The organism is Longispora albida DSM 44784 (genome assembly GCF_000379825.1).
Taxonomy (GTDB): Bacteria; Actinomycetota; Actinomycetes; order Mycobacteriales; family Micromonosporaceae; genus Longispora; species Longispora albida.
Map to the genome: position 1 here is coordinate 309,536 of NZ_KB903813.1, position 25,540 is coordinate 335,075.

Below are 25,540 nucleotides of genomic sequence, written 5' to 3' on the forward strand. Positions count from 1 at the left end.
GTAGCTCGTGTCTGAGCGGCCGGCCTTCCCGAAGCGTGACGACCGTGGTCGGATCACGGTCCTCACCGACATGCTCGCCGCCGTCACGGCCAGCCTGGTGCTCTCGCTCGCCGTCGTGCTGGTGATCGACCTGGTGGCCGTGGCCTTCGGGGCGGCGTTCGGGCAGTCCAGCGGCTGGCTGGGCGTCATCCTGCCTGCCTGGCTGTTCACCGAGGAGTTCCGGGCCTGGCGTGGTACGCCGGGCCGGGGAGCGCTCGCCGCCTTCGGGGTGGTGTTCTCGCTGGTCGCGGGGATGTCGGCCGGGTTCACCGCCGAATACCTGCCGGCCCTGGCCTCTGGTGCGATCGGCGCGGCGGTGTGCGTGCTGGCGTACCTGCTGATCTGGTTTTTCGGAATCCGGTGGCTGGCTCGCCGCGCCGGTGAATAGGGGATAAAGCACGTGAATCCGGTCGTCAAGTACACGCTCGCCCGGCTCGGGGTGTTCGCCGGCGCGTTCGCCGTCATGTTCGCCCTGCCGATCCCGGACAGCATCCTGCTCAAGGCGATGGTGGCCATCATCGTCTCGGTGTTCCTGTCCTTCTGGCTGCTGCGCGGCATGCGCGACGAGATGACCGACTTCATCAACGCGCGGGTCAACGAGCGGGCGGCCCAGAAGGAGCAGCTCCGCCGGGACCTCGCCGGTGAGGACACCACCGAGACCCCGGAAGACCCGAAGAAGGACTAGCAGCTCACCGAGCCCGTGCCGGGCGTCCCGTCCGGGTTGGTCACCACCTGGCCGGACGTGTCGCGGAACTCCCAGTGCAGCGCGCTGCCGGAGACCCGGACGTAGAGCGCGCCCGGTACTCCGCTCGCCTGCCACACGCCCGGCCACGGCATCGGGTCGTCGTGCGGGATGTGCCCGCCGCCGCCCGAGATGAGCTGGACCATGCCGTTGACCGGCTGGTACTCCTGCATGTCGTGCTGGTGGCCGTTGAGCACCAGGTCGCCACCGTTGTGGGCGAGCAGCTTCCACAGGTCGGTCATCGTCTCGTAGGCGATCGGCCCCATCAGTGGCCGGTGCCACGTGGCGACGACGCACTCCTCGGGGCTGGTCTCCAGGATCTTCTTCGCCCAGCGGTACTGCTCGCTGTTCGGCCCGCAGCCGTGGGCGACCTTCGTGCACTCCGAGTTGAGGACCAGGAACCGGACGCCGCCCCAGGAGAACGTCTCCCAGTTGGGCCGCTGGTGCCAGTAGTCGCGCCAGGCGTCCATGTGGTGCGCCTCGTGGTTGCCGAGCGTCGGCTTGGTGTACCGGGCGAGCCTGCCCCAGTTCCGCCCGCCGGCCGGGTCGTCGAAGCTGGCCCGGCCGTAGTTGTAGTCCCACTCGGCCGGGGTACCGCGCTCGTAGATGTCGCCGAGGAAGAGCAGCAGCCCGGCGTTGGAGTCGTGGATCGACTGGGCGACCTCCGCGCTCTCCTTCGTGCCGTCGCCGCCGTCCCCGACCGCTGCGAACACCGGGTCGCCGGAGAACTGCCGGGGCTGGAAGACCGAACCCCAGTCGGCCGGGCTGGCCGCGCGCGCCGGATTGTCGAGGGTGAGCCGGAGCAGCACGGCCTCGCCGAGCTCGCCGCCGCTCGGCTTCACGGACACGCCGAGCCTGCCGCTGCCGTTCGGGTACCGGCTCGTGGGCCACACGAACTCCCACGGCGGCTGGAAGTCGACGAGCAGGTCGTCGTCCTCCCAGGTGAACACCACGTCGAACGGCCGGGGCCCTTCGAGGCTCACCTTGACCGGCACGTCACCGGTCAGCGTGGTGCCCGGTACGGACACGCACACCCGGACGTCGGCGGACCAGCCGCACTTGGAGGTTTCGGGACCTGCGGCCGCGGCGGTGGCCGTGCAGGCGATCAGGAGCACGCCGGCCAGGAGTGCCCGGCGGAGATTCGTTGCTACCACGCCTGCCTAACGCGAGGCGGATCTTGCAGTTATGGCTTTTCTCCGGTTCTCGGCTGGTCTGTCCTGGCCGGACGCATCCGGTCGCCGAGTACCGCAGCGACCCAGCGCAGTGCGCCCGTGCAGGACCGCAGCGCGTGCAGCAGGGCCCGGACGAGCGCGACCGCAGCCCACACCACCCAGAAGATCGTGGCCCTGACCAGGCCGATCACCATCGACACCGTCGACTCGGTCGTCCGCCTGTTCTTCCCCGTGCTCGCCATGTGCTGCACGAACGACCACAGCCGGTCGGCACCACCCGTCAGCCCCGACAGCACCGCGTGCGCGATGAGTAAAGGAGCCGAGAGCCAGGTCAGGACGGCCAGCGGGCCAGCCGGCTCCGCGACCGGCGCCTCGTCGGCCGGGGTGGCCTTGCTGGGTGCCGCCTTGGCCAGGGCGCGCCGGGCGGCGGGGATCGCGAGGATCACCGCCGTCAGCGCCCAGCCTGCCCAGACAGTGAAGCCCGGCCACGTCGTGAACCGCCACACCACCCACACGAGCGGCAGCAGGCACACGAACGCGACCGGCAGCAGCACGACGAACGCGCCGATCAGCGGCAGGACCGGGCTGCGCCCGGCTGCTTCCTGCTCAGGCTCCGGGGCTGCTTTCCGCTCAGGCTCAGGGACCTCTGGGGGTGGTGGCGGGGTGAGTGTCGCGATGGCGGGAGCCGGGGACACCGGTACCGGAAGGGCGTCGGCGTCACCGGCTGGGGCCGGGCCGGCGTCGAGGAAGTCCAGCGGCGGCAGATCCTCTGTGGAGATCGGCCGGCTCCGGTCCGTCCAGTCAGCCCCGTCCCAGTACCGCATGGCTGCGTCGCCCTCAGGGTCGAGGTACCAGCCGGGCGCCCTGCTCATGCCACTGAGAGTACCGCCGGAAGTGGCTCGGAGTGGAGTACGTCCAGCCGGGATACCGCGCGGGTGAGCACGACGTAGAGCCGGTGCAAGCCACGGGGTTCCGCTGAGACGATCGCGGCGGGCTCCGGGACGATCACGTGGTCGTACTCCAGGCCCTTCGCGAGGGTGGCCGGCATGACCGTCACCCGCTCGCCGGCGCCGAGCCCGGCCAGCGCGTCCTCCAGTCCGGCCACTGTGGCGTCCGCGGCGATCACGCCGACCGAGCCCTCGAACTCCAGCGCGGCCTCGACCGCCGCCACGACGTCGGCCAGCAGGTCTTCGGACGGGGCGATCCGCAGCGCGCCGTCCCGGCGGAGCGACACCCCGGCCGGCACGTTGACGCCGAGCGAGGGCAGCAGCCGGTTGGCCAGCTCGATGATCGCCTCAGGTACGCGGAAGCCGATGGTCAGCGGCACCACTGCCGTCCCCGGCTTGCCCAGGTGCGCCAGCGAGTCGGCCCAGTCGGCGGCAGCCCACGGCGTCGTACCCTGCGCGAGGTCGCCGAGCACCGTGATCGACGCGTGCTCGCTGCGGCGGGCGATCGCCCGGCACTGCATCGGCGACAGGTCCTGCGCCTCGTCGAGCACGACGTGGCCGTAGCTGGGCAGCCGGTCGAGCAGCCCGGCCGCCTCGTCGAGCAGCACCAGGTCGGCGCTCGTCCACTTCGCCGACTTCGGGGACTTGGGCGGCTTGGCCCAGCGCAGCGCCTCGTACTCCTCCGGCGGGTCGGTCAGCAGCTCGGCGACCAGGCTCTCCGGCGTCACCTCGGGCCACATCTGCTCCAGGGCGGCCTTGACCTGGGGATGCTTGCCGATCCGGCGCTGCCACGCCTCGCTCGGCGACTCGCCGGACCGGGCCTCGGCCTGGCGGAGCAGCAGGTTGACGATGCGGGAGCGGAGGCGCTCCCGGCCGGTACCGTATGGCAGTTCTGCTCTTCTGACCTCGATGACCGCTGCCTTGAGGTCCTCGGCCGACACCCGCCACCGCCAGGAGCCGTCCGAGATGGTCAGCCCCTCCAGCGGTTTGGTGATCTTCGCGTGGAGCAGCTTCGCGAGCACGCCGGCGATCTCCTCGGAGTGCTTGAGGACCGCGGCCTCCGGCGTGTCCGTGGCCCTCACCGGGTGGCGGCCGATCAGGTCCTCGATCGTGTGCTGGTCGACGTCGACCTCGCCGAGGGCCGGCAGCACGGCGGCGATGTAGCCGAGGAAGGCCTGGTTGGGGCCGACGATCAGCACGCCGGCCCGCTTGAGCCGCTCGCGGTGCGCGTAGAGCAGGTAGGCGGCGCGGTGCAGGCCGACAGCTGTCTTCCCTGTACCCGGCGCGCCCTGCACGCAGATCGACTCGGCCAGCTCCGCCCGCACGAGCACGTCCTGCTCCGGCTGGATGGTGGCGACGATGTCACGCATCGGCCCGACGCGGGGGCGTTCGATCTCGGCGGTGAGCAGGGCCGAGGACGTGCCCAGCTCCTCGCCCTTGTTCAGGTGCTCGTCCTCGAAGCTGGTCAGCTCGCCGCCTGCGAAGCCGAACCGGCGGCGCAGGTCGACGCCCATCGGGTCGGCGGCGCTGGCCCGGTAGAAGGCGGTGGAGACCGGCGCGCGCCAGTCGAGCACCAGCGGCTCGGCCCCGGCCTGCTCGACCACGTGCCTGCGGCCGATGTGCCAGCGCTCGTCCGGCGTGTCCAGCCGGCCGAAGAACAACGGGGTACTCGGGTCGACGTGCAGGTCCTTGAGCCGGTCACGCAGGCTGCGGCCCAGGGTCTCCGCGGTGTAGGCGTCGCCGGCGACGTTCTCGCCGGCCGAGTAGAGCGCGACGGTGCCCTGCTGCATCCGGGCGAGCGCGGCGCGGGAACGGGTGAGGTGGTCTTGTTCGGCAACGAGTTCGTTGTGCATCGGCACGTGCATCGATATTCCTGTCGGTGGAGGCTTTCCCACTGCCCAAGGCCCGTTCCGCCTGTACTCGGCGGCGGGGCCCGGCTACGACGGGGCGCGGGTGGCGACGCGCAGACCGTCCAGCCTAGCTCGCCCAACGCCCGCCGGCTGCCCCTTTACGATCGTTCACCGGCGCGGCGTAGCGTGGGGATCATGGCGCTCTCGCGGCCCCGGGTGGGGCACATCCAGTTCCTGAACTGCCTGCCCCTGTACTGGGGCCTCGGCCGCACCGGCGCCCTCCTCGACATGGACCTGCACAAGGACAGCCCCGACCAGCTCAACGAGGCCCTGGTCGCCGGTCGGCTCGACCTCGGCCCGATCAGCGTCGTCGAGTACCTGCGGGCCGCCGACCAGCTCCTGCTGCTCCCCGGCCTCGCGGTCGGCAGCGACGGGCCGGTGCTGAGCGTGAACCTGGTCTCCCAGGTACCCCTGGCGGAGCTGGACGGCGCGCGCGTCGCTCTCGGCTCGACCAGCCGTACCGGCGTGATGCTGGCCCAGCTGCTGCTGGAGGGCCGGTACGGTGTCCGCCCCACCTACCACCGTTCGGCACCCGACCTGGGCGAGATGCTGCGCGAGGCCGAGGCTGCTGTCGTGATCGGTGACGTGGCGCTCCGGGCGCTGTACGAGGCGCCGTCGCTGGGCCTGCACGTCCACGACCTCGGCAAGGAGTGGCGCGACTGGACGGGCCTGCCGATGGTGTTCGCGGTGTGGGCGGCCCGGCGGGACTTCGCGGCGGCGCACCCGGGAGTGGTGAAGGACATACACGAGGCCTTCCTCCAGTCGCGTGACCTGTCGCTCACCGCGCTTGACGAGATCGCCGCCTCGGCCGCCCGCTGGGAGCCGTTCGACGCGCAGACGCTGGCCTCGTACTTCCGCGCGCTCGACTTCTCCTTCGGTGAGCGCCAGGTGGCCGGGCTGCGCGAGTTCGCGTCCCGGGTCGCGGCGCGCGGGGAGGCGCCGGAGCTGCCGGGCGGCTGGCCCGAGTTCGCATCCGTCTAAATATTCATGACGATTGATATGCGCTCTGATTACCGTTAAGTTACAGACAGTTTCCGGGACACTGCGGACGGCTCCGAATCCCTACTCTGCATCTCAACTCCTCAGTGCAGGGAAGGGTTTCCATGAGTACTCGAGTCGGTATTCGTCTGCGCCGCGCGGGGGCGGTCGCAGCCAGTGCCGTGGTCATCACCGGCGCGTTCGCGACGCCAGCGGTCGCGGCACCCGCCGGTTACCCCGTGCTGTCGCTCACCGGCGGCACGCAGTTCGTCGGGGTCACGGCAGGTTCGGCTGGGAAGGAAGTCAAGGTCCAGCTCTGGAACAAGGGCGGCGGTACCGCCACCGGGGTCAGGCTGGCCTTCGAGACCAAGGACCTGCGGTCAGAGACGGTCGAGTTCACCGCGCCGAAGGGCTGCACCCAGGCCGGGACGGTGTACACCTGCGACCGTAAGGACCTGCCGGCCGACGGCCACGACGCGGTGATCTACACGGTGAAGGCCAGGGACGGCGGGCAGGGCTCGTGGGGCGGGTTCATCCACTACACGCTCACCGCCGACAACCACGGCCAGGTGCCCAGCGGGGCCGGCGTCGCCGTCCAGCCGTCCGGTGTGGACCTCACGGTCGGCGGGGACCAGCGGTTCACCAAGGTCACGCCCGGTCGCGTGATCAAGCCGCTGATCTGGGTGAAGAACCAGGGCGACAGGGCCGCCCGCACCATCACGCTCGTGTTCAGCATGTACTCGCTGAACGCCGTCGAGAAGTACCAGAACTGCTCGGTCCGCCAGGCCAGCGGCGCGCACCTGCTCGACCGGTGGCAGTGCTCCTTCGACATCGACCTGGCTCCGGGCGAGACGGCCGTGCTCGACGAGAAGACCCCGATGACCTTCAAGGCGCGTGCCGACATCCCCGGCCCGGCCGAGATGTTCGAGAACGTGTTCGCGGAGGTGCTCCAGGCCGTCGAGCCGGCCGAGGCGCGCAGGACGGTGGACGTGCCCGCCGGTCAGGCCAGGCTGGTGAAGACCACCGCGGCGGCGCCGAAGGCCGAGGCCGTGCCGGGCAACGACGACCAGGACCAGTCGGACAACTCCGGGACCTACCGCCTGGCCACGACCACCAACCCGCTCGACCTCCAGGTCGGCGGGGTCGAGTTCACCGGCGCGGTCGGGAGCACCCACAAGTTCGCCGTCGCGGCGAAGAACAACGGCCCGGCCCGCCTCTTCCACATCGGGGACTTCGTCGGCGGACCCAACTACCGCGTGGTCGTCACAGCCCCGGACGGCACCGAGCTGACGACGAACGACGGCAGCTGCCACCGGATCGTGGACGGCGTGGTCGAGCCCGGCTACCCGGGCGGCAAGCCGGGCAAGGCGTTCGAGTGCACCGACCAGTACGCCTTCGCCGAGGTCGGCGCCGAGATTGGCCGCAAGTACCCGTTCGAGCTGAAGATCCTCTCCGCCACGGCCGGGAACCAGGGCCAGATCGTCGCGCACGTCGACGGCGGCACCGACCCGAAGCCGGAGAACAACACCGCAGCGATCAAGGTCTCGGTACCGGCTGCCCCGGCCCCGCAGCCCCCGGCCGCCGCGCAGCCGGGCGACAAGCAGCCGGACGGCACCCTGCCGGTCACCGGTTCGCCGGTCACGCTGGTCGCGGCCGGCGGGGCGCTGGCCGTCGCGGCCGGGACGGTGCTGTTCGTCCTGGCCCGCCGCCGTCGCCGGATGACGATCGTCGCCTGACCTGTTGCGCACCACATCGGGGCCGGAGGTGATCCTCCGGCCCCGATGTTGTTCGTCATGGCAAGGGTTACCGTCGGCTTACGGCTGCCTCGCAGGCTCACCATGGACGGTCCGGAGTTCCTACGCTGCGTTCAACTCCTCAACGTAGGGAAGATTCGCATGAGTAAACGAGCCGGTATCCGACTGCGCCGCGCGGGGGCGGTCGCAGCCAGTGCCGCAGTCAACGGCAGCGGGTTCGCGCCGTCACGTCACCTCGGGTTCGCAGGCGTGACGCTGGCGTTGCTGGCCGGGTTCACTGGCTGCACGTCGGCACCAGCGGCCTCGCCACACGCCGCGGCGGCGCAACCGTCACCAGCCGGCAGCGCGGGTGCCACCACCGGGGCGTTCTGCCGGACAGAGCTGCCGCAGTCCTGGAAAACCGTCATCGACGGGGCCGACGCCTCGGTGAAGAAGCTCGGCCAGCCGGGTGAGCAGCTGTCCATACAGACCGGCAGCGCTGATGGCTCGACACTCTTCGCGCAGGTCTCGGCGGGGAACGCCCGCAGTCTGGAGATGTTCCGCGACGGCAGGCGCACGCGTGTCACGGCGCTCGCCTCGTCTCCGGGCACTCAGGGCGCGGCCGACGAGGCCGTGCAGGAGGCGGCTTTCGACGGCCGCTGGCTGGCCTTCGCCGTGGCGCACAGCCCCAGCCGGGTCAACGACTGGACGCTGTACTTGTGGGACTCCCAGGGGCACGACGTGCCGAGCAAGATCGGCGACAGCGGCCCCGCCGGATCGTCGACATACTCTCCGTCGGTGTCGGTACGGGGCGGCAAGGTCGTGTGGCTCCAGAGCCGGCGGAACGGTGGCGCCGGGTCGGACCTGCACATCCATGACATCGCCGCTGGTATCGGCCGGGTCGCCTACAGCGGCGCCGCAGAGCACGCTGCCGTGATCGGCGACACGATCGTCCTCGATGGAGACTCCTCGGCCAGCGTTCCGCCAACCGGGCAGCCCGCCGACCCCGCCAAGCCCTTCCCGGTCACGACCCGGCTCGTCGCGCTGTCGCTGGCGACCGGGGCACCGGCTCCCCTGCCGCAGGGGCTCGTCGCGGACCGGCCGGTCTACTTCTCGGCTGGGGACTCGCTCGCGGCGTGGATGACCGGTGCCGACCGGGGCAACCTGATGGCCTGGTCCCGTGACAGCGGGGCGGTGGCACACGTGTACTCCGCTCCCGCTCGCAAGGCCCTCAACGCGTTCGACTGGCCGCGTGTCGCTGGCAAGTACCACGTCGCCTGGGAGGCTGCTGAGGGCGTGCACATCGCTGACCTGCGGTCCGGCAGTTACGTGGTCCTGGCCGACCGGGTCACCGCACGGACCTGGGGCCAGGTGATGGTCGTGGGCGACAAGGCCAGCCAGGCGGCGCTGAACACGAGCACGCTGCCAGCCCTGCCTGCGTGCACGCGCAAGTGAGCTGCCCGTAGTAGACGGGGCCGGAGTGATCGCTCCGGCCCCGTTGTCCGTTTCCACCCAGCCGGTTGTTACACCTGACTGGTGTTCTTGGTGGATGGGTGTAACACTGGGCTCGTGTACGGCAACGACTTCACCACCGAGCCCCCCGAGCAGCCGGGCGCCCGCAGCCTGCTCGACCAGGTGGCCGACGCTGAGCGCGACCTCCAGGACGCCGCCCGCTCCGACCGGGCCGGCCAGGCTGGCGACGACTACTTCATGTCCGTGATCAACGCCGATCAGAAGATCGAGCCGCGGGACTGGATGCCGGACAAGTACCGGAAGAACCTGATCCGGCAGATCGCCCAGCACGCGCACTCCGAGATCATCGGCATGCAGCCCGAGGGCAACTGGATCTCCCGGGCCCCGAGCCTCAAGCGCAAGGCGATCCTGCTCGCCAAGGTGCAGGACGAGGCCGGCCACGGGCTCTACCTGTACGCGGCGGCCGAGACGCTCGGCATCGACCGCGCCGAGCTGTCCGACATGCTGATCGACGGCAGGCAGAAGTACAGCTCGATCTTCAACTACCCGACCCTGACCTGGGCTGACGTCGGCGCGATCGGCTGGCTGGTCGACGGGGCCGCCATCGTCAACCAGGTGCCGCTGTGCCGGGCCTCGTACGGGCCGTACGCCCGGGCCATGATCCGGGTGTGCAAGGAGGAGTCCTTCCACCAGCGGCAGGGCTACGAGATCCTCTACACCCTCGCGCACGGCACCCCCGAGCAGAAGGCTATGGCGCAGGACGCCGTCGACCGCTGGTGGTACCCGTCGCTGGCCATGTTCGGCCCGCCGGACGGCGACTCGACCCACTCCGAGCAGTCGATGCTGTGGAAGATCAAGCGGTTCAGCAACGACGAGCTGCGCCAGCGTTTCGTGGACATGTGCGTCGGCCAGGCAGAGATCCTCGGGCTCGACCTCCCCGACCCCGGTCTGCGGTGGAACGAGGAGAAGCAGCAGCACGACTACACCCAGCCCGACTACGACGAGCTGTTCCGCGTGATCAAGGGCAACGGGCCGTGTAACCGGGACCGGATCGCCCACCGCCGCGCGGCGCACGAGGGCGGCCAGTGGGTGCGGGACGCCGCCGAGGCGTACGCGAAGAAGAAGACGGGAGTTGCAGCGGCATGAGCAAGACCGACTGGCCACTGTGGGAGGTCTTCATCCGGCCCCGCCGCGGGCTGGCGCACACCCACGCCGGCAGCCTGCACGCTCCGGACGCCGAGATGGCGCTGCGCAACGCCCGCGACCTCTACACCCGCCGTCAGGAGGGCGTGTCGATCTGGGTCGTGCCCGCAGCCGGCATCACCGCGAGCAGCCCCGACGAGAAGGACTCCTTCTTCGAGCCTGCCGCAGACAAGGTCTACCGGCACCCGACCTTCTACGACGTACCAGAAGGGGTGGCCCACCTGTGAGCAAGGCCGACCTCCACCACGGTGACGACGCGCTGATCGCCGCGCAGCGCCTCGCCGAGTGGACCTCGCGCGCCCCGGAGCTGGAAGAGGACGTCGCCCTGGCGAACATCGCCCTGGACCTCCTCGGCCAGGCCCGCATGTTCCTCAGCCGGGCCGGCGACGAGGACCAGCTGGCGTACCTGCGCACCGACCGCGAGTTCACGAACGTCCAGCTCGTCGAGCTGCCCAACGGCGACTTCGGGCACACGATCCTCCGGCTGCTGTTCTTCTCGGTGTACCAGCAGCAGCTGTTCGCGAGCATGCGCGGCGACGAGATCGCGGACAAGGCGGCCAAGGAGGTCGCGTACCACGTCGACCACGCCCGCATGTGGACGCTCCGGCTCGGCGACGGCACGGAGGAGTCCCACGGGCGGATGCAGCGCGCGCTGGACGAGCTGTGGCCGTTCACGCACGAGCTGTTCGAGGGCAACGACCTGCGGGCCGGCTGGCTGTCCGTCGTGGAGCCGATCCTGGCCGAGGCGACCCTGACCAGGCCGGAGGACGGCTGGGCGCCGACCGGCGGCCGGTCAGGCGTCCACACCCAGCACCTGAGCTACCTGCTGGCCGAGATGCAGGTCCTGCACCGGGCACACCCGGGGGCGCGCTGGTGACCAGAGGCGAGTACGAGGCTGTCGCGGCCGTTCCCGATCCGGAGATTCCGACGGTGACGATCGAGGACCTGGGCATCCTGCGGGATGTCGAGGTCGAGGGCAGCCGCGTGGTCGTCACGATCACCCCGACCTACTCCGGCTGCCCGGCGATGGACACGATCCGCACCGACATCCGCCGCGCCCTGCCCGGCCGTGACGTCGAGGTCCGCACGGTGCTGTCCCCGGCGTGGACGACCGACTGGATCACCGACGCCGGCCGCGAGAAGCTGGCCAAGGCGAGGATCGCGCCGCCTTGGCGAAGCGACCAGCGACTCAGCGCGCCGCCGGGCACGCTCATGTTGTCGATCTCGGTGCGCTGCCCGAACTGCGGCTCGCCGGACACCACCGAGCTGAGCCGGTTCGGCTCCACGGCCTGCAAGTCCCTCTGGCGGTGCCGCGCGTGCGGCGACCCGTTCGACCACTTTAAGGCGATTTAAGTGACCGTCACCCTGACCAAGCCCCAGCGCCGCCGCCCGACCTTCCACGAGCTGCCGGTGCAGGCCGTCGACCGGCTCACCGAAGAGGCGGTGGCGGTTTCCTTCCTGGTACCGCAGGAGCTGCGCGAGACCTTCGCGTTCAAGCCTGGCCAGCACCTGACCGTCCGGCTGGACCCGGACGGCGAGGACATCCGCCGGTCCTACTCGATCTCGTCCACTCCGGCCGAGCTGGCTGAGAGCGGGCTGCTCCGGGTCGGCGTCAAGCAGGTACCGGGCGGGGCCTTCTCCAGCTACGCCAACGAGGAACTGGCCGTCGGCCACGCGATCCACGTGATGCCGCCCCTCGGGCACTTCACCACGCCCTTCGAGCCCGGCCGCGCCCAGCACTACGTGGCCGTGGTGGCCGGCTCCGGCATCACGCCGGTCCTGTCGCTGCTCGCCACCGGCCTGGCCACCGAGCCGGAGAGCCAGTGGACGGTCCTCTACGGCAACCGGTACGTCCGCTCGGTCATGTTCCTCGACGAGCTGGCCGACCTGAAGGACCGGTACCCGCAGCGCCTGCACCTCGTGCACGTCCTGTCCCGCGAGCCGCAGGACTCCGAGCTGCTGACCGGCCGGATCGACGCCGACCGGCTGCCGAGGCTGCTGGCTGCCTTCGCGCCGGACGCCGACGAGTACTTCCTCTGCGGCCCGTACGGCATGGTCGTCGCCGCCGAGGACCTGCTGACCGGTGAGAAGGTCCACTCCGAGCTGTTCTTCGCCGAGGAGGCCCCCGCGGCCCCGGTGGAGGCCGACGCCCACGAGGCCGAGGTCACGATCATGCTCGACGGCCGGGCGTCGACGTTCGGCATGCGCAAGGACGAGCGGGTCCTCGACGCGGCCCTGAAGATCCGTGGCGAGCTGCCGTACGCCTGCAAGGGCGGTGTCTGCTCGACCTGCAAGGCCAAGGTCGTCACCGGCGAGGTCCGCATGGCGCGCAACTACGCGCTGGAGCCGGACGAGGTCGCGGCGGGCTTCGTCCTGACCTGCCAGTCCACTCCGGTGACCGACCAGGTGACTGTGGACTTCGACGCCTGATCACGTTCCTCGATCTTCGCGAAACAGCCCTGTGCTCTGGGAGAGCATGGGGCTGTTTGCTCTTTTAGCTCCAGATGCGAGGAAAGCGAGGCCGGGGATGCGATCACGGTGGATAGCCAGGGTGCTGGCCGCTGCGGGGCTGGTGGCCCTGCCGCTCACGGTTCTGCCCGCCTCGCCGGCCGCAGCCGTGCCACCAGCGTTCACCGGGTACGCGGTGGAGGGCCCGAACCTCGTCCGGTTCACCACGGCCAACCCGGCTACGACCACGCTGATCGGGCCGATCACCGGCCTGGCACCAGGCGAGCAGGTCGAGGGCATCGACTTCCGGCCGGCGACCGGCGGCCTCTACGCCCTGGGCGTGCGCGACACCCCGGACCCGATGAACCCGGACCGCGAGGGCAGGCTCTACCAGCTCAGCACGAACAACGCCGTGGCCACCCAGGTGGGATCGTTGTTCCCGCTGCTGCCCGCGACCTTCTTCGGCTTCGACGTGAGCCCCGCCGCCGACCTGATCCGGGTGGTGAGCAACGCCAAGCAGAACCTCCGGCTGAACCCTGTCACGGCGGCCGTCATCCCCGATACCCCGCTGAATCCAGGGGAGCCGTTCCTGGTGGGCAGCGCCTACGCGAACAACCACAAGGGTGCCGCAGCCACCACCCTCTTCGGAGTCGACTACAACTCCGACCAGCTGGTCCGCCAGGGCGGCGTGAACGGCAGCCCGTCACCGAACACCGGCATGCTGACGCCGATCGGCCCGCTGGGCGTGGACGCGTTCATCCTCGGCGGCTTCGACATCGCGTCGCCGCCGTCGGGTGACATCGGGTTCGTGAACATGACGCGGGCTCCCGTCCACGTGGACGAGCTGTTCGCCATCGACCTGGCCACCGGTACGGCGACGCTGCTCGGCCCGCTGGGCGACAGCCCGCACGGCGTCCGGGCGATCGCGATCCAGCTCCAGCCGGGCTGCACGATCACGGGCACGGGCGGCTCGGACTTCCTGACCGGTACCCCGGGCGACGACGTGATCTGCGGCCTGGGCGGCGACGACGTGCTCTCCGGGCTCGGCGGCGACGACCTGCTGCTCGGCGGCGACGGCCGGGACGTCCTGTACGGCGGAGCGGGCAACGACCAGCTCAGCGGCGAGGCCGGCAACGACGCACTGTACGGCCAGGACGGCACCGACTCCCTGACCGGCGGCGCGGGCGCCGATGCCCTCTATGGCAACGCGGGTCCCGACACCCTCCACACCCTCGACGGAGTGAACGGCAACGACTACGCCGACGGCGGCGCGGGCACCGACACCTGCACAACCGACCCCGGCGACCCCAAACTCAGCTGCTGACCGCCGTTTGTCTTGTATAGGTGTACTTATAATAAGTACACCTATACAAGAACCGCCCAGCTCGGCTAAGCCACCGCGTCCTCAAGATGGACCACACCATGAGCGACGGCAAGGTGAAACGTCAGGCCAGTCGCGGCGGTCACGCGTGCCAGGGTCTTCAGGGTCGGGGGCTCGTCGCCGCTCTCCAGCCGGGCGACCGCCGGCTGGGTCATACCGGTGAGCCGGCCGAGTTCCGCCTGCGTGAGGTTGTGCTCCGCCCGGTAGCGAACGATCTGCACTGCCACATCGCGGGCCAGAGTGCTGACCTCCCACAGCTTGCGGAAGTCAGGGTTGGTCCGCCGGGCGTTCTCGATCTCCTGGCCCAGCGGGATCATGTCGGACAGGTTCATGCGCCCTCCTCAAGCTCCTTGAGCCGATGCTCGGCAGTGTGCACTGCCTTGGCGAAACATGTCGCGCGCCGAAGATATACCAAAAAACATATAATGACTAGCCGCCCCAGCGGGACACCCGGGCGCGGTAGGTGTCGTACTCGGTGCCGAAAGCCGGCGCGAGGGCCTGTTCCTCCGCGCGGACCTCGCGGCTGATCCACCAGCACGAGGCTGGCAGGCCTGCGATGGTCCAGGTGGAGCCGGTGGCCAGGCCTGTCCCGAGGTGGATCAGCGCCCAGGCCAGGTACATCGGGTTGCGGCTGCGGGCGTAGGGGCCGGTGGTGACGAGGCGGTCAGGGGCGGCGAGGTGTACGCGGCCGGCGGTGACCCACGACCAGGTCGCCAGGCCGGCGCCGGCCGTGATCAGTGACCAGCCCGCCAGGCGGTGGAGGCGGCGGGAGCCGGGCAGGGGCAGCGGGCGCAGCCGGTGCAGTATGGCCCCGGCGGCGATGACCGCCAGGTTCTGTTCGGGCAACGGGAGGTTGCTGAGCCGTTCGCGCATCCTGTTTCCAGTGTGACCCTGGACCGGGGCGGTCGAGGCTGGGTGATCGTCCCCGTTAGCCTGGGGGGATGAGTACCCGGGACAGCAGCGAGATTCTCCAGCGTGCCGCGGACGGGGGCCGGATCAGCCCCGAGGAGGCGCTCTTCCTCTACACGGAGGCGCCCTTCCACGCGCTGGGTGAGGCGGCCGACACCGTGCGGCGGCGGCGGTACCCCGAGGGCATCGTCACGTACCTGATCGACCGGAACATCAACTACACGAACGTCTGCGTGACGGCGTGCAAGTTCTGCGCGTTCTACCGGGCTCCCAAGCACAAGGAAGGCTGGAGCCACGACACGGACGAGATCCTGCGCCGGTGTGCCGAGGCCGTCGAGCTGGGCGCGACGCAGGTGATGCTCCAGGGCGGGCACCACCCGGACTACGGCGTCGAGTACTACGAAAGCCTGTTCCGTGCCGTCTCGGAGAACTTCCCGCAGCTGGTCATCCACTCGATCGGCCCGTCGGAGATCCTGCACATGGCGAAGGTCTCCGGGGTGAGCCTGGAGGAGGCGGTCCGGCGGATCCACGCGGCTGGCCTGGCCTCGATCGCCGGTGCCGGTGCCGAGATGCTGCCGGCCCGGCCGCGTACGGCGATCGCCCCGCTGAAGGAGTCCGGCGAGCGCTGGCTCGAGGTGATGGGCATCGCGCACAAGCTGGGCGTGGAGTCCACGGCGACGATGATGATGGGTACCGGCGAGACGAACGCCGAGCGGATCGAGCACATGCGCATGGTCCGTGACCTGCAGGACGAGACGGGTGGCTTCCGCGCGTTCATCCCGTGGACGTACCAGCCGGAGAACAACCACCTCAAGGGCCGCACGCAGGCGACGCGGCTGGAGTACCTGCGGCTGATCGCCGTGGCCCGGCTGTTCTTCGACAACATCAACCACCTGCAGTCCTCGTGGCTGACGACCGGCAAGGACGTCGGGCAGCTGTCCCTGCACATGGGCGTGGACGACCTGGGTTCGATCATGCTGGAGGAGAACGTGATCTCCTCCGCCGGCGCCAAGCACCGGTCCAACCTGCACGATCTGGTGTGGATGATCCGTTCGGCAGGCCGGATCCCGGCGCAGCGGAACACGACCTACGAGCACCTCGCCGTGCACTGGACGCCGGAGGACGACCCGACGGATCTCCGGGTCACCTCGCACTTCTCCTCGATCACCAACAAGCGCAAGCCGTTACCGGTACTCGATAACGCTTAGGTAACACTTGTTCCCGCTCGTTCGGCTGTTTGGCCGAGCGGGCGGGACTTTCGGCTCTTCTGCCCGGTACCGGCCGCCGGTAGGGTCCACCGGAGTTTCGTCTATCACTACCCCTCCGGTGGACACATGAAGCGTTCTATCGCCGGCGCGGCCCTCACGGCGCTCGCAGCCAGCACCCTCTCTGCCGTTCTGGCCACTCCGGCCCTGGCAGAAACGCCCGCGGCTCCCGTTGACCTGGCTGTCGGCATCAAGGCCCGCCAGCTCGTCGTGGACTCCCAGGGCAAGACGTTCTTCCTTGAGGTGCAGAACAAGGGTGGCACCACCGCGAAGAACGTGAAGGTCGTCATCGACCTCAGCAAGCTCGGCGCGTACGTGGTCGCCGACCTCCCCGGTACCACCTGCAAGGGTGACCGGACCGCCTACGTCTGTGAGCTGGGCGAGCTGGAGCCCGGGTACCTCGACGGCAGCCTCGGCGTGAACCTCCGCCCGGTGTCGCCGGACGCCCCGCTCGGCCGGACCGGCAAGCTCACGGCCTCGATCAGCTCGGACTACCGCGAGGACGCCGCCCACAAGGGTGACAACTCGACGACGTACAGCGTGGACCTGGCCGCTCCCGGTATCGACTACGGGGTCCTGGCGGGCAACCTGACCGGCCTGGCTCCCGACACCGACACCGAGCTGTGGATCGCTGTCGACAACAACGGCTCCCAGACCGGTTCCGGCCTGTCGCTGGCGCTCACGCTGCCCGACCACGTCGTGTTCAGCGAGGAGGTGCAGGGCTGCTCGTACACGCAGATGCGCGCTGCGGTCTGCGAGTGGTCGTCCTACCTGGACACCGACGGGGTGGAGCGCCCGATCGTGCTGGACCCGGGCGCGAGCTTCGACACGCTGGTCTTCGGCCTGAAGGTCCGCGCGACCCCCGACGCCCCGTCGAACGCGAACCTCGGCGCGGCCACCGTCACCATCGGCACCTACGGTGACTACAAGCCGGACTACGTCCCGTCGAGCGAGACCGTGGTGCGCAAGGCGATGGTGTCCGGCCGCCAGGTCGACATGGACAAGGTCGACAATGCCGCCCGGTTCACGCTGACCACGGCCGCTGCCGCCGCTGACCTGACCGTCGCGGACGCCACGGTGACCGGCAAGGCCGGCGACGTGGTCAAGTTCAAGGTGACCGTGACCAACCAGGGTCCGTGGAACAGCGCCAAGGGTGCCAAGGTCACCGTGACCGCCCCGCAGGGCACGCAGCTGGTGAAGCCGCCGGGCGGCTGCCACGGCATCGTCAGCAAGGTGACCTACGAGTGCTCGCTGCCCGCGCTGGGCGTCGGCAAGAGCGCCGAGATCGAGATGTCGCTGCGGCTGGTCAAGGAGACCACTGTGGCTGGTTCGATGACGGTCAGCGGCGGTGCCAGGTCCGACGCCGTGGCCGGCAACAACGCCGCGGTGCTCGACGCCAAGGTCACGAAGAACTGACCATCTAGTACCTGGCAGGCGATCCGCCCCCGCAGCGCACCCGCTGCGGGGGCGTCGTGCTGTGACCGGGTGCATACTTGCGGGCATGATGTTCCGGGACGACCTGCTGATCGTCGACCACGAGCTGGAGAACAGGCGGCTTCGGCTGCGCGCAGACAAGGAGCGCGACATCTGCCTGACCTGCCTCGGTACCGGGACGATCGGTTACGTCGCCCGGACCGGCCCGTACAAGTCGCCGGGCGTGTGCTCGCCCTGCCACGGCGAGGGCTGGATCGCGGTCGCCGGGCTCAGCAAGGCCGACTGGACGATCCGGGAAGCCACGTGGCGTGGCCTCACGCAGTCCGTCCTGGGTGGACCGTGCCGGTCGTGCGGCGGGAGCGGCGCGCTCTTCGCCGAGGGCTCGTCCCGCCTCGACCCGCGCTTCGTGCCGTGTACCAGCTGCGAGTCGACCGGCCGCCGTGCCCTCGGGTAGCTACTGCAGCTTGGACAATGTGGCGGTGGCCGTCTCCAGCAGGGCGGCCTTGAGCTGGTCGAGTTCGGCCTGCGCCCAGTCCTTGTCCTCGCGGGAGACCCCGAGGTTGAAGTTCAGCATCACGTTGCCGCGGACGACGCTGAGCTGGAGGCTCGCCTGCTTGCCTGCCGGGGCGACCGCGATCGTGGCCTGGTCGCCGAGGTTGGGCAGGCCGGCCGCGCCGGGCAGCGGCTTCGCGCCGTACATCGCGTAGGCCTCGATCGAGGACGGGAAGTACTGGAGCGTGGAGCTGAGCTGACCGGCCCGGTTCAGCGAGACGGGCTTGGCCGTGCCCTGGGCGACCGGGGGAGTGGCGACCGGCGCCTTGTACTCCAGCGCCCAGGCGCAGCCGAGCGGCGGGGTCTGCACGCCGGCCGCGATGCCCGGGTAGAGCGCCCTGAACGGGGCCGGGTCGGACTTGCCGCAGATCTCGGCCAGGGTGACCCGCTGGACGGCCGGGGTGGCCGAGGCGGAGGCGGTGGCCGAGGGGCTGATCACCGACGACTCGGTGACGGCTGCGGCCTTGGGCTGGGTGTCCTTGGCCCCGCTCTTCTTGTCGTCGGCCGGGATCAGGAAGATCAGCGCGAGCACGCCCGCCACGATCAGCGCGATCACGCCGATGGCACTCAGGATCAGCCGGCCAGCGGACATGGTCTTGATCGCCCCGATCACGGGGAGGACCATCGTCGGGCTGTCGTCCGGCCGGGCCTGCGGCTGGGGTGCCGGTGCCGGTTCTGGTTCCGGCTGCGGGGCCGGGGCCTGCTCCTGCTCAGCCTGAGGGAACGGAGCCGCCGGGTACGGGCCGGCGCCGCCGAATGCAGCCTCCGACGTCCAGGCCGGGTCGTCCGTGACCGGCGGAACCGGGGAGGCGGACGGCTGCTCCGGTGCGGGAGCGACCGGTGCTTCCGGGGTGTGGGCCGGTGGCACGGCGGCCGACGCCGAGATCCGCCGCATGTCCGGCGGCAGCTCGGAGCCTTCCGCGTGAATGCCCCGCCGGTGCCTGCCCCCAGGCGGGGGCACGCTGGGGTCGTGAGCCGGCTGCGTCAAGGTCCGTCACTCTCCTTCTGCCCGATCCCCCGCATACCGTAGCCATTCTCGGCCATTGGCGGGATGTTCTCGCGAGCGGTGTACAGCCAATCACTGCTGAGTCACCGTGGACATCTCGCCCGGGAAGTGCGGCACGTTACGCAACCGCCAGCGCGCCGGTACCGGCGGGCGCACGTAGAGTGCCTAGACGTGACGCGTGCATCGCTTGACAAGCAGCCGCATGAGGTAGCCGCCATGTTCGATGGCGTGGCCCGGCGGTACGACCTGACGAACACCGTACTGTCCGCCGGCCAGGACCGTGGCTGGCGGAAGGCGACCCGCAACGCGCTCGGGTTGCAGCCGGGGGAGTTCTGCCTCGACCTCGGTGCCGGGACGGGCGTGTCGACCGAGGAGCTGGCCAAGTCCGGCGCGTACGTGGTCGGCTCGGACATCTCGATCGGCATGCTCCAGGTCGGCGCGCACCGGCAGGTACCGCTGATCGGCGGTGACGCCCTGGCCCTGCCGTTCGCCGACGAGACCTTCGACGCGGTGACGATCTCCTTCGCGATCCGCAACGTGCACGACCACGAGGCCGCGCTGCGCGAGATGGCCCGGGTGACGAAGCCGGGCGGGCGGCTGGTGGTGTGCGAGTTCAGCACCCCGACGAACGGGCTGTTCCGGACCGCGTACATGGAGTACCTGATGAAGGCGCTGCCGGCCGTCGCGAAGAAGGTGGCGAGCAACCCCGAGGCGTACGTGTACCTCGCGGAGTCGATCCGGGCCTGGCCTGCCCAGGCGGAGTGGGCGGAGAAGATCGCCGCGAACGGCTGGAAGAAGGTCGCGTGGCGGAACCTGTCCGGCGGGATCGCCGCCCTGCACCGGGGGTTCAAGCCCTGAGAAGTACTCAATGATCAACTGCGGAGCGCGCCGGGATTCGTTGTCCCGGCGCGCTTTCGCGTCGTGGTACCCGGAGCGGGGCCCGGGATCGCGCAGGCTCGATGCGCACTCTCCGTTACCACGACAGAGGGCCAGGCTGCCAATCCGGCAAAGGGTTCATTACGGGATAATGACCCCTGGATCAAAAGCCCCAATTCGCCTAGCCGACGGATAACCGGGCCGCGAAAACCATCCTTCCGACCGGCAAATCTCTACGAAAAGTACAAACGAAGTTAGGCTCGCCTAACCACCTGTGAGGAAGACAGCAGTTTTAGACTGACGACCGTTAGCGCTCGTGAAAGACTTCACAATCTTGGCGCAGGTACCGCGCCGAGGCTGGGAAGCATGCTCAGGGAGGCCGGGTCGTGACAGTGCCAGGCAGGTCAGACGACGCGGACGTCATTGTTGTGGGTGCCGGCCCTGGTGGCTCGGCCGCGGCGCATCACCTCGCCGCGCACGGGGCAAATGTCCTGTTGCTGGAGAAAACAGAATTCCCCCGGGAGAAGGTCTGTGGCGACGGCCTGACCCCCCGGGCGGTCAAGGAACTCATCCGGATGGGCGTGGACACCTCCGCCCCCGGCTGGGTGCGGAACAAGGGACTGCGGGTGATCGGCGGCGGCATGCGGCTGGAACTCGACTGGCCCGAGCTGGAGAGCTTCCCGGCATACGGGCTGACCCGTACCCGGATGGACTTCGACGACATCCTCGCCCAGCGCGCTGTCGCCGCCGGTGCCGTGCTCAGGACCAGCACGAACATCCAGGGTGCCGTGCTCAACGAGGCCGGCCGGGTGGTCGGGGTCAAGGGCACCGGGCCTGGCAGGGAGCCGGTCGAGTACCGCGCGCCGATCGTGATCGCCGCCGACGGCGTGTCCGGCCGCTTCCCGCTGTCGATGGGCCTGGCCAAGCGGGAGGACCGGCCGATCGGTGTCGCCGTCCGGCGGTACTACAAGTCGGCCGCCAAGCACGACGACGACTACCTGGAGTCGTGGCTGGAGCTGAAGTCCAAGGAGTCGGGCGACAAGCTGCTGCCCGGCTACGGGTGGATCTTCGGGATGGGCGACGGCCGGGTCAACGTCGGCCTCGGCGTGCTGAACAGCTCGGCGGCGTTCGGCAAGACCGACTACCGGCAGATGCTCACCGACTGGCTCGACAACACTCCCGAGGAGTGGGGCCTGCGCGAGGAGAACGCCGAGGGCAAGATCCTCGGCGCCGCGCTGCCGATGGGTTTCAACCGGGTACCCCACTACACCAGGGGCGTGATGCTCGTTGGTGACTCCGGTGGCATGGTCAACCCGTTCAACGGCGAGGGCATCGCGTACGCGATGGAGAGCGGAGCGCTCGCCGCCGAGATCGCGGTGCAGGCGCTCGGCCGGAGCACGACGGCGGAGCGCGAGCGGGCGCTGCGGGCCTATCCGCAGGAGCTCAAGCTGCGCTACGGCGGGTACTACCGGCTGGGCGGCATGTTCGTGAAGCTCATCGGCAACCCGAAGGTGATGCGGCTGGCCACCCGGCACGGCATGCCGCACCCGACGCTGATGCGGTTCGTGCTGAAGCTGCTGGCCAACCTGACCGACCCGCGTGGCGGGGACGCTATGGACAAGATCATCAATGGTTTGACCCGGATCGCGCCGGCGGTCTAGCGCCGCCCCGGCGCGAGATCGGCAATTCGGTCAATTAGGGTAAGTCGCTCGTCGCGGGGCACCAGTCCCGCCGAGAGTCCGAAGTACTAGAGCCTGAAGTCCGGAGAGAGGAACGCGGAGGCAGCAGATGTCGCTCTCCCCCTACGTCCCCATCGTGGGCCTGTTCGCCCTCGCGGCGGCCTTCGCGCTGTTCTCTGTCGCGGCGGCCCCGCTCACCGGGCCGCGCCGCTACAACCGGGCGAAGCTCGACGCTTACGAGTGCGGGATCGAGCCGACCCCGCAGGCAGCTGGCGGTGGAAAGTTCCCGGTCAAGTTCTACCTGACCGCGATGCTGTTCATCGTCTTCGACATCGAAATCATCTTCCTGTACCCGTGGGCGGTGTCCTTCAACGCGCTCGGGCTGTTCGGGTTCGTGGAGATGGTCCTGTTCATCGGCACCGTCTTCGTCGCGTACGCCTATGTCTGGCGGCGCGGCGGGCTGGATTGGGACTGACACATGGGTATCGAAGAGAAACTTCCCGCCGGGGTCCTCCTGACCTCTGTGGAGAAACTTGTCAACTGGACCCGCAAGTCGAGCTTCTGGCCCGCCACGTTCGGCCTGGCCTGCTGCGCGATCGAGATGATGGCCTCGGGTGGCGCCCGCTACGACCTCGGCCGGTTCGGCATGGAGGTCTTCCGGGCCAGCCCGCGCCAGGCGGACCTGATGATCGTGGCAGGCCGGGTGAGCCAGAAGATGGCCCCGGTCCTCCGCCAGATCTACGACCAGATGCCCGAGCCGCGCTGGGTCCTGTCGATGGGCGTGTGCGCCAGCTCCGGCGGCATGTTCAACAACTACGCGATCGTCCAGGGCGTCGACCACGTCGTGCCGGTCGACATGTACCTGCCCGGCTGCCCGCCGCGGCCGGAGATGCTGATGGACGCGATCCTCAAGCTGCACGAGAAGGTCATGCACGAGCCGCTCGGTGAGAAGCGGCGGCTGATCCTGGCCGAGCAGCCCGCCCCGCTCGTCAAGCCGGGTTCCATGCCGTCGAGCTACCGGTTCAACAAGGCCAAGAAGCGCCAGTGGACCGAGGCAGTGGAGCAGGGCACCGAAGAGCAGCTCCGGATCGAGAACTGGATGAAGGAGAGGGCCGGGCTGTGAGCAATCCAGAGCTTGGCACTTCCGGCAAGCAGCAGGGCATGTTCGGCGTCTCCGGTACCGGTGACGTCTCCGGCTACGGTGGCCTCGTCCGCCGCCGCCCGGCCCTGGTCGCGAGCCCGAAGCCCTACGGCGGGTACTTCGACGAGGTCACGGACGCGCTCGAAGAGGCGTACCCGGAGTTCGCCGACGCGATCGAGATGGTCGTCGTGGACCGGGGCGAGCTGACCCTGCACATCAAGCCGGCCCGGATCGCCGAGGTCTGCCAGGTGCTGCGGGACCACGAGGCGCTGCGGTTCGAGATGTGCTCCTCGGTGTCCGGTGTGGACTACCTGGGCTCGGCCGACGACCCGCGCCGCCTGCACGCCGTCTACCACCTGACGTCGATGACCTACCGCCGCCGGATCCGGCTGGAGTGCTCGGTGACAGCGGAGAACCCGCACCTGCCGAGCGTCACCCAGGTCTACCCGACCGCCGACTGGCAGGAGCGGGAGACCTTCGACATGTTCGGCATCGTCTTCGACGGCCACCCCGCACTGACCCGGATCCTCATGCCGGACGACTGGGAGGGCTTCCCGCAGCGGAAGGACTACCCGCTGGGCGGCGTGCCGGTCGAGTACAAGGGCGGCGCCGAGATTCCCCCACCAGACCAGCGGAGGGCGTACAAGTGACCGACACCTACGCACAGGCGCGCGAGACGACCGAGGGCCGGGTCTTCACCGTCACCGGCGGCGACTGGGACGCGGTGCTCGGCGGCGACGACCCGATCCACGACGAGAAGATCGTCGTCAACATGGGCCCGCAGCACCCGTCGACGCACGGCGTGCTCCGCCTGGTCCTGGAGCTGGAGGGCGAGACGGTCCGCGAGGCGCGGACGGTCATCGGCTACCTGCACACCGGGATCGAGAAGAACCTCGAGTACCGGACGTGGACGCAGGGCACCACGTTCGTCACCCGGATGGACTACCTCGCGCCGATCTTCAACGAGACCGGCTACTGCCTGGCCGTCGAGAAGCTGCTGGGCATCGAGGACCAGATCACGGAGCGGGCGAACACGATCCGGGTGCTCATGATGGAGCTGAACCGGATCTCCTCGCACCTGGTGTGGCTGGCGACGACGGGCATGGAGCTCGGCGCGCTGTCCATGATGATCTACGGGTTCCGCGAGCGTGAGTACATCCTGGACATCTTCGAGATGTGCTCCGGCCTGCGGATGAACATGGCGTACGTCCGGCCGGGCGGCCTCGCCCAGGACGTGCCGGACGAGGCGATCGCGAAGATCAGGGAATTCCTCGGCTGGATGCCCGACCGGATCGACATGTACGAGGACCTGCTGTCGGGCTCCCCGATCTGGCAGTCGCGTACCCAGGGCGTTGCCTACCTCAACGTCACCGGCTGCCTCGCGCTCGGCATCACCGGCCCGGTGCTGCGCAGTGCCGGCCTGCCGTGGGACCTGCGCAAGACCCAGCCGTACTGCGGGTACGAGACGTACGACTTCGACGTCCCGACCCACCCGGACGGCGACGTCTGGGGCCGGTACCAGGTCCGGCTGGCGGAGATGCGCGAGAGCCTGAAGATCATCGAGCAGGCGCTGGAGCGGCTCGAGCCCGGCCCGATCATGATCGCGGACCGCAAGATCGCCTGGCCGGCCCAGCTCGCGCTCGGCACCGACGGCCTGGGCAACTCGCTGGAGCACGTCGCGAAGATCATGGGTCAGTCGATGGAGTCGCTGATCCACCACTTCAAGCTGGTCACCGAGGGCTTCCGGGTCCCGCCGGGCCAGGTGTTCACCGAGATCGAGGCCCCGCGCGGCACGCTCGGCGTGCACGCGGTCTCCGACGGCGGCACGCGGCCGATGCGGGTGCACTTCCGCGAGCCGAGCTTCGTGAACCTCCAGGCGATCCCGGCGATGGCCGAAGGTGGCCTGCTGGCCGACGTGATCGCGGGCGGCGCTTCTCTCGACCCCGTGATGGGTGGGTGTGACAGGTAATGGCATTCAGCGAAGAGACCTACAACCGGGCGAAGGAGATCATCTCCCGGTACCCCGAGGGGCACTCCCGCTCGGCGCTGCTCCCGCTGCTGCACCTGGTGCAGGCTGAGGACGGGTATGTGACGCCGGAGGGCATCGCCTTCTGCGCCGAGCAGCTCGGGATCACGAAGGCCCAGGTCAACGCGGTCGCGACGTTCTACACCATGTACAAGCGCCGGCCGACCGGCGAGTGGCTGGTGTCGGTGTGCACGAACACGATGTGCGACCGGATGGGCGGGCAGAAGGCGTACGAGGCGCTCAGCGAGTACCTCGGCGTCGGGCACGAGGAGACCACGGCCGACGGCAGGATCACGCTGGAGCACGCCGAGTGCCTCGCAGCGTGTGACTACGCGCCGGTCATGACGGTCAACTACGACTTCTTCGACGGTACGCAGGCCACCGACGCCCTCCAGATCGTCAAGCAGCTCCAGGACGGGCAGACCCCGGTGCCGTCCCGCGCGCCGCGGCTGTGCTCGTTCCGCGAGGTGCAGCTCCAGCTGGCCGGGTTCCCCGACGAGCGGCCGGGTGCGGTCGCCGAGGGCGTGGCCGGTGACCCGACTCTCGCCGGGGCGCGCCTGGCTGCCGACAACGGCGTAGCGGTCCCGGGCTTCGACCCGAACACCCCGATCGCCCGGAAGGAGGCA

26 protein-coding genes and 1 pseudogene are annotated in these 25,540 nt (G+C 69.7%); 21 read left to right on the forward strand and 6 right to left on the reverse strand.

The window, feature by feature from the left end:
- Window positions 1-7: 7 nt before the first annotated feature.
- Window positions 8-427, forward strand: a complete 420-nt coding sequence (locus tag A3G1_RS0101435) for a hypothetical protein (protein ID WP_018347675.1) — start codon at window positions 8-10, stop codon at window positions 425-427.
- 12 nt (window positions 428-439) lie between these two features.
- Window positions 440-724, forward strand: coding sequence for a DUF4229 domain-containing protein (locus A3G1_RS32655; RefSeq protein ID WP_018347676.1), 285 nt, complete (start codon window positions 440-442; stop codon window positions 722-724).
- Here A3G1_RS32655 and A3G1_RS0101445 read toward each other — a convergent pair.
- The 3 genes from A3G1_RS0101445 to A3G1_RS0101455 are packed head-to-tail and all read right to left on the reverse strand — an operon-like array spanning window position 721 to window position 4,765.
- Window positions 721-1,935, reverse strand: a complete 1,215-nt coding sequence (locus A3G1_RS0101445; RefSeq protein WP_083936685.1) for a metallophosphoesterase family protein — start codon at window positions 1,933-1,935, stop codon at window positions 721-723. The two genes, A3G1_RS32655 and A3G1_RS0101445, sit on opposite strands and share 4 nt — an antisense overlap.
- Window positions 1,936-1,964: 29 nt before the next feature.
- Window positions 1,965-2,825 carry a DUF2510 domain-containing protein gene (locus tag A3G1_RS0101450; RefSeq protein ID WP_018347678.1) on the reverse strand — a complete coding sequence of 287 codons (861 nt, stop codon included), beginning with the start codon at window positions 2,823-2,825 and terminating at the stop codon, window positions 1,965-1,967.
- Window positions 2,822-4,765, reverse strand: a complete 1,944-nt coding sequence (locus A3G1_RS0101455) for a HelD family protein (protein ID WP_018347679.1) — start codon at window positions 4,763-4,765, stop codon at window positions 2,822-2,824. Before A3G1_RS0101455 ends, A3G1_RS0101450 begins: the two co-directional genes overlap by 4 nt.
- 180 nt (window positions 4,766-4,945) lie before the next feature.
- Between A3G1_RS0101455 and A3G1_RS0101460 the strand changes: the two genes are divergently transcribed.
- The 9 genes from A3G1_RS0101460 to A3G1_RS41590 all read left to right on the forward strand — a co-directional run bounded on the left by A3G1_RS0101460 (window position 4,946) and on the right by A3G1_RS41590 (window position 13,969).
- Window positions 4,946-5,791 (forward strand): menaquinone biosynthetic enzyme MqnA/MqnD family protein, encoded by an 846-nt coding sequence (locus A3G1_RS0101460; RefSeq protein ID WP_026211704.1) that lies wholly within the window; start codon window positions 4,946-4,948, stop codon window positions 5,789-5,791.
- A 122-nt stretch (window positions 5,792-5,913) separates the two neighbouring features.
- Window positions 5,914-7,524, forward strand: a complete 1,611-nt coding sequence (locus tag A3G1_RS0101465; RefSeq protein WP_157640835.1) for a hypothetical protein — start codon at window positions 5,914-5,916, stop codon at window positions 7,522-7,524.
- Window positions 7,525-7,683: 159 nt separating this feature from the next.
- Complete coding sequence (locus A3G1_RS0101470) at window positions 7,684-8,976, forward strand: hypothetical protein (protein ID WP_157640837.1); 1,293 nt, start codon at window positions 7,684-7,686, stop codon at window positions 8,974-8,976.
- A gap of 114 nt (window positions 8,977-9,090) precedes the next feature.
- The gene (paaA, locus tag A3G1_RS0101475; protein ID WP_018347683.1) at window positions 9,091-10,140 is read left to right on the forward strand and encodes a 1,2-phenylacetyl-CoA epoxidase subunit PaaA; all 1,050 of its coding nucleotides are present in this window, start codon (window positions 9,091-9,093) and stop codon (window positions 10,138-10,140) included.
- Entirely contained in the window at window positions 10,137-10,424 is a 288-nt protein-coding gene (gene paaB / locus A3G1_RS0101480; protein WP_018347684.1) for a 1,2-phenylacetyl-CoA epoxidase subunit PaaB, read from the forward strand. Before paaA ends, paaB begins: the two co-directional genes overlap by 4 nt.
- Entirely contained in the window at window positions 10,421-11,074 is a 654-nt protein-coding gene (paaC, locus tag A3G1_RS41285; protein ID WP_018347685.1) for a 1,2-phenylacetyl-CoA epoxidase subunit PaaC, read from the forward strand. The genes paaB and paaC overlap by 4 nt, the downstream gene beginning before the upstream one ends.
- Window positions 11,071-11,550 carry a 1,2-phenylacetyl-CoA epoxidase subunit PaaD gene (gene paaD, locus A3G1_RS0101490; RefSeq protein ID WP_018347686.1) on the forward strand — a complete coding sequence of 160 codons (480 nt, stop codon included), beginning with the start codon at window positions 11,071-11,073 and terminating at the stop codon, window positions 11,548-11,550. Before paaC ends, paaD begins: the two co-directional genes overlap by 4 nt.
- Window positions 11,551-12,627 carry a 1,2-phenylacetyl-CoA epoxidase subunit PaaE gene (paaE, locus tag A3G1_RS0101495; RefSeq protein WP_018347687.1) on the forward strand — a complete coding sequence of 359 codons (1,077 nt, stop codon included), beginning with the start codon at window positions 11,551-11,553 and terminating at the stop codon, window positions 12,625-12,627.
- 97 nt (window positions 12,628-12,724) lie between these two features.
- A complete protein-coding gene (locus A3G1_RS41590) occupies window positions 12,725-13,969 on the forward strand; it encodes a DUF4394 domain-containing protein (RefSeq protein ID WP_281167820.1) in 1,245 nt (414 codons plus the stop codon).
- 65 nt (window positions 13,970-14,034) lie between these two features.
- Here A3G1_RS41590 and A3G1_RS32665 read toward each other — a convergent pair whose 3' ends face one another.
- Together A3G1_RS32665 and A3G1_RS0101510 are read right to left on the reverse strand one after the other, a co-directional pair.
- Entirely contained in the window at window positions 14,035-14,358 is a 324-nt protein-coding gene (locus A3G1_RS32665; protein ID WP_018347689.1) for a helix-turn-helix domain-containing protein, read from the reverse strand.
- Window positions 14,359-14,455: 97 nt separating this feature from the next.
- Window positions 14,456-14,899 (reverse strand): methyltransferase family protein, encoded by a 444-nt coding sequence (locus A3G1_RS0101510; RefSeq protein WP_018347690.1) that lies wholly within the window; start codon window positions 14,897-14,899, stop codon window positions 14,456-14,458.
- A 68-nt stretch (window positions 14,900-14,967) separates the two neighbouring features.
- On the opposite strand from A3G1_RS0101510, the gene mqnC reads away from it, so the two are divergent.
- The 3 genes from mqnC to A3G1_RS0101525 all read left to right on the forward strand — a co-directional run bounded on the left by mqnC (window position 14,968) and on the right by A3G1_RS0101525 (window position 18,088).
- Complete coding sequence (gene mqnC, locus A3G1_RS0101515; RefSeq protein WP_018347691.1) at window positions 14,968-16,143, forward strand: cyclic dehypoxanthinyl futalosine synthase; 1,176 nt, start codon at window positions 14,968-14,970, stop codon at window positions 16,141-16,143.
- Window positions 16,144-16,269: 126 nt separating this feature from the next.
- Complete coding sequence (locus A3G1_RS0101520; RefSeq protein WP_018347692.1) at window positions 16,270-17,616, forward strand: DUF11 domain-containing protein; 1,347 nt, start codon at window positions 16,270-16,272, stop codon at window positions 17,614-17,616.
- An 85-nt stretch (window positions 17,617-17,701) separates the two neighbouring features.
- Window positions 17,702-18,088, forward strand: a complete 387-nt coding sequence (locus A3G1_RS0101525) for a hypothetical protein (RefSeq protein ID WP_018347693.1) — start codon at window positions 17,702-17,704, stop codon at window positions 18,086-18,088.
- On the opposite strand, the gene A3G1_RS0101530 is transcribed toward A3G1_RS0101525, so the two are convergent.
- Entirely contained in the window at window positions 18,089-19,174 is a 1,086-nt protein-coding gene (locus tag A3G1_RS0101530; RefSeq protein ID WP_157640840.1) for a hypothetical protein, read from the reverse strand.
- A gap of 189 nt (window positions 19,175-19,363) precedes the next feature.
- Here A3G1_RS0101530 and A3G1_RS0101535 point away from each other — a divergent pair, with 189 nt between their 5' ends.
- From A3G1_RS0101535 to nuoE, 7 genes and pseudogenes are all read left to right on the forward strand, one after another.
- The gene (locus A3G1_RS0101535; protein WP_026211706.1) at window positions 19,364-20,050 is read left to right on the forward strand and encodes a demethylmenaquinone methyltransferase; all 687 of its coding nucleotides are present in this window, start codon (window positions 19,364-19,366) and stop codon (window positions 20,048-20,050) included.
- Window positions 20,051-20,460: 410 nt separating this feature from the next.
- Window positions 20,461-21,729 (forward strand): geranylgeranyl reductase family protein, encoded by a 1,269-nt coding sequence (locus A3G1_RS0101540; RefSeq protein WP_040477443.1) that lies wholly within the window; start codon window positions 20,461-20,463, stop codon window positions 21,727-21,729.
- A 127-nt stretch (window positions 21,730-21,856) separates the two neighbouring features.
- Window positions 21,857-22,222, forward strand: a complete 366-nt coding sequence (locus tag A3G1_RS0101545; protein ID WP_018347696.1) for an NADH-quinone oxidoreductase subunit A — start codon at window positions 21,857-21,859, stop codon at window positions 22,220-22,222.
- Between the two features lie 3 nt (window positions 22,223-22,225).
- A complete protein-coding gene (locus A3G1_RS0101550; protein ID WP_018347697.1) occupies window positions 22,226-22,870 on the forward strand; it encodes a NuoB/complex I 20 kDa subunit family protein in 645 nt (214 codons plus the stop codon).
- Entirely contained in the window at window positions 22,867-23,538 is a 672-nt protein-coding gene (locus tag A3G1_RS0101555) for an NADH-quinone oxidoreductase subunit C (protein ID WP_018347698.1), read from the forward strand. Before A3G1_RS0101550 ends, A3G1_RS0101555 begins: the two co-directional genes overlap by 4 nt.
- A complete protein-coding gene (locus A3G1_RS0101560) occupies window positions 23,535-24,857 on the forward strand; it encodes an NADH-quinone oxidoreductase subunit D (protein ID WP_018347699.1) in 1,323 nt (440 codons plus the stop codon). Before A3G1_RS0101555 ends, A3G1_RS0101560 begins: the two co-directional genes overlap by 4 nt.
- A pseudogene (nuoE, locus tag A3G1_RS0101565) lies at window positions 24,857-25,534 on the forward strand (NADH-quinone oxidoreductase subunit NuoE); the annotation flags it as partial. The gene A3G1_RS0101560 and the pseudogene nuoE, both read left to right, overlap by 1 nt.
- Between the last annotated feature and the right edge of the window lie 6 nt (window positions 25,535-25,540).

Bases quoted from the DNA above. Each gene is read 5' to 3' on its own strand.
- A3G1_RS0101450 (WP_018347678.1), bottom strand. From the start codon at position 2,825: ATGAGCAGGGCGCCCGGCTGGTACCTCGACCCTGAGGGCGACGCAGCC.
- A3G1_RS0101455 (WP_018347679.1), bottom strand. From the start codon at position 4,765: ATGCACGTGCCGATGCACAACGAACTCGTTGCCGAACAAGACCACCTC.
- A3G1_RS0101460 (WP_026211704.1), top strand. From the start codon at position 4,946: ATGGCGCTCTCGCGGCCCCGGGTGGGGCACATCCAGTTCCTGAACTGC.
- A3G1_RS0101465 (WP_157640835.1), top strand. From the start codon at position 5,914: ATGAGTACTCGAGTCGGTATTCGTCTGCGCCGCGCGGGGGCGGTCGCA.
- A3G1_RS0101470 (WP_157640837.1), top strand. From the start codon at position 7,684: ATGAGTAAACGAGCCGGTATCCGACTGCGCCGCGCGGGGGCGGTCGCA.
- paaB (WP_018347684.1), top strand. From the start codon at position 10,137: ATGAGCAAGACCGACTGGCCACTGTGGGAGGTCTTCATCCGGCCCCGC.
- A3G1_RS41590 (WP_281167820.1), top strand. From the start codon at position 12,725: ATGCGATCACGGTGGATAGCCAGGGTGCTGGCCGCTGCGGGGCTGGTG.
- A3G1_RS32665 (WP_018347689.1), bottom strand. From the start codon at position 14,358: ATGAACCTGTCCGACATGATCCCGCTGGGCCAGGAGATCGAGAACGCC.
- A3G1_RS0101510 (WP_018347690.1), bottom strand. From the start codon at position 14,899: ATGCGCGAACGGCTCAGCAACCTCCCGTTGCCCGAACAGAACCTGGCG.
- mqnC (WP_018347691.1), top strand. From the start codon at position 14,968: ATGAGTACCCGGGACAGCAGCGAGATTCTCCAGCGTGCCGCGGACGGG.
- A3G1_RS0101520 (WP_018347692.1), top strand. From the start codon at position 16,270: ATGAAGCGTTCTATCGCCGGCGCGGCCCTCACGGCGCTCGCAGCCAGC.
- A3G1_RS0101525 (WP_018347693.1), top strand. From the start codon at position 17,702: ATGATGTTCCGGGACGACCTGCTGATCGTCGACCACGAGCTGGAGAAC.
- A3G1_RS0101545 (WP_018347696.1), top strand. From the start codon at position 21,857: ATGTCGCTCTCCCCCTACGTCCCCATCGTGGGCCTGTTCGCCCTCGCG.
- A3G1_RS0101550 (WP_018347697.1), top strand. From the start codon at position 22,226: ATGGGTATCGAAGAGAAACTTCCCGCCGGGGTCCTCCTGACCTCTGTG.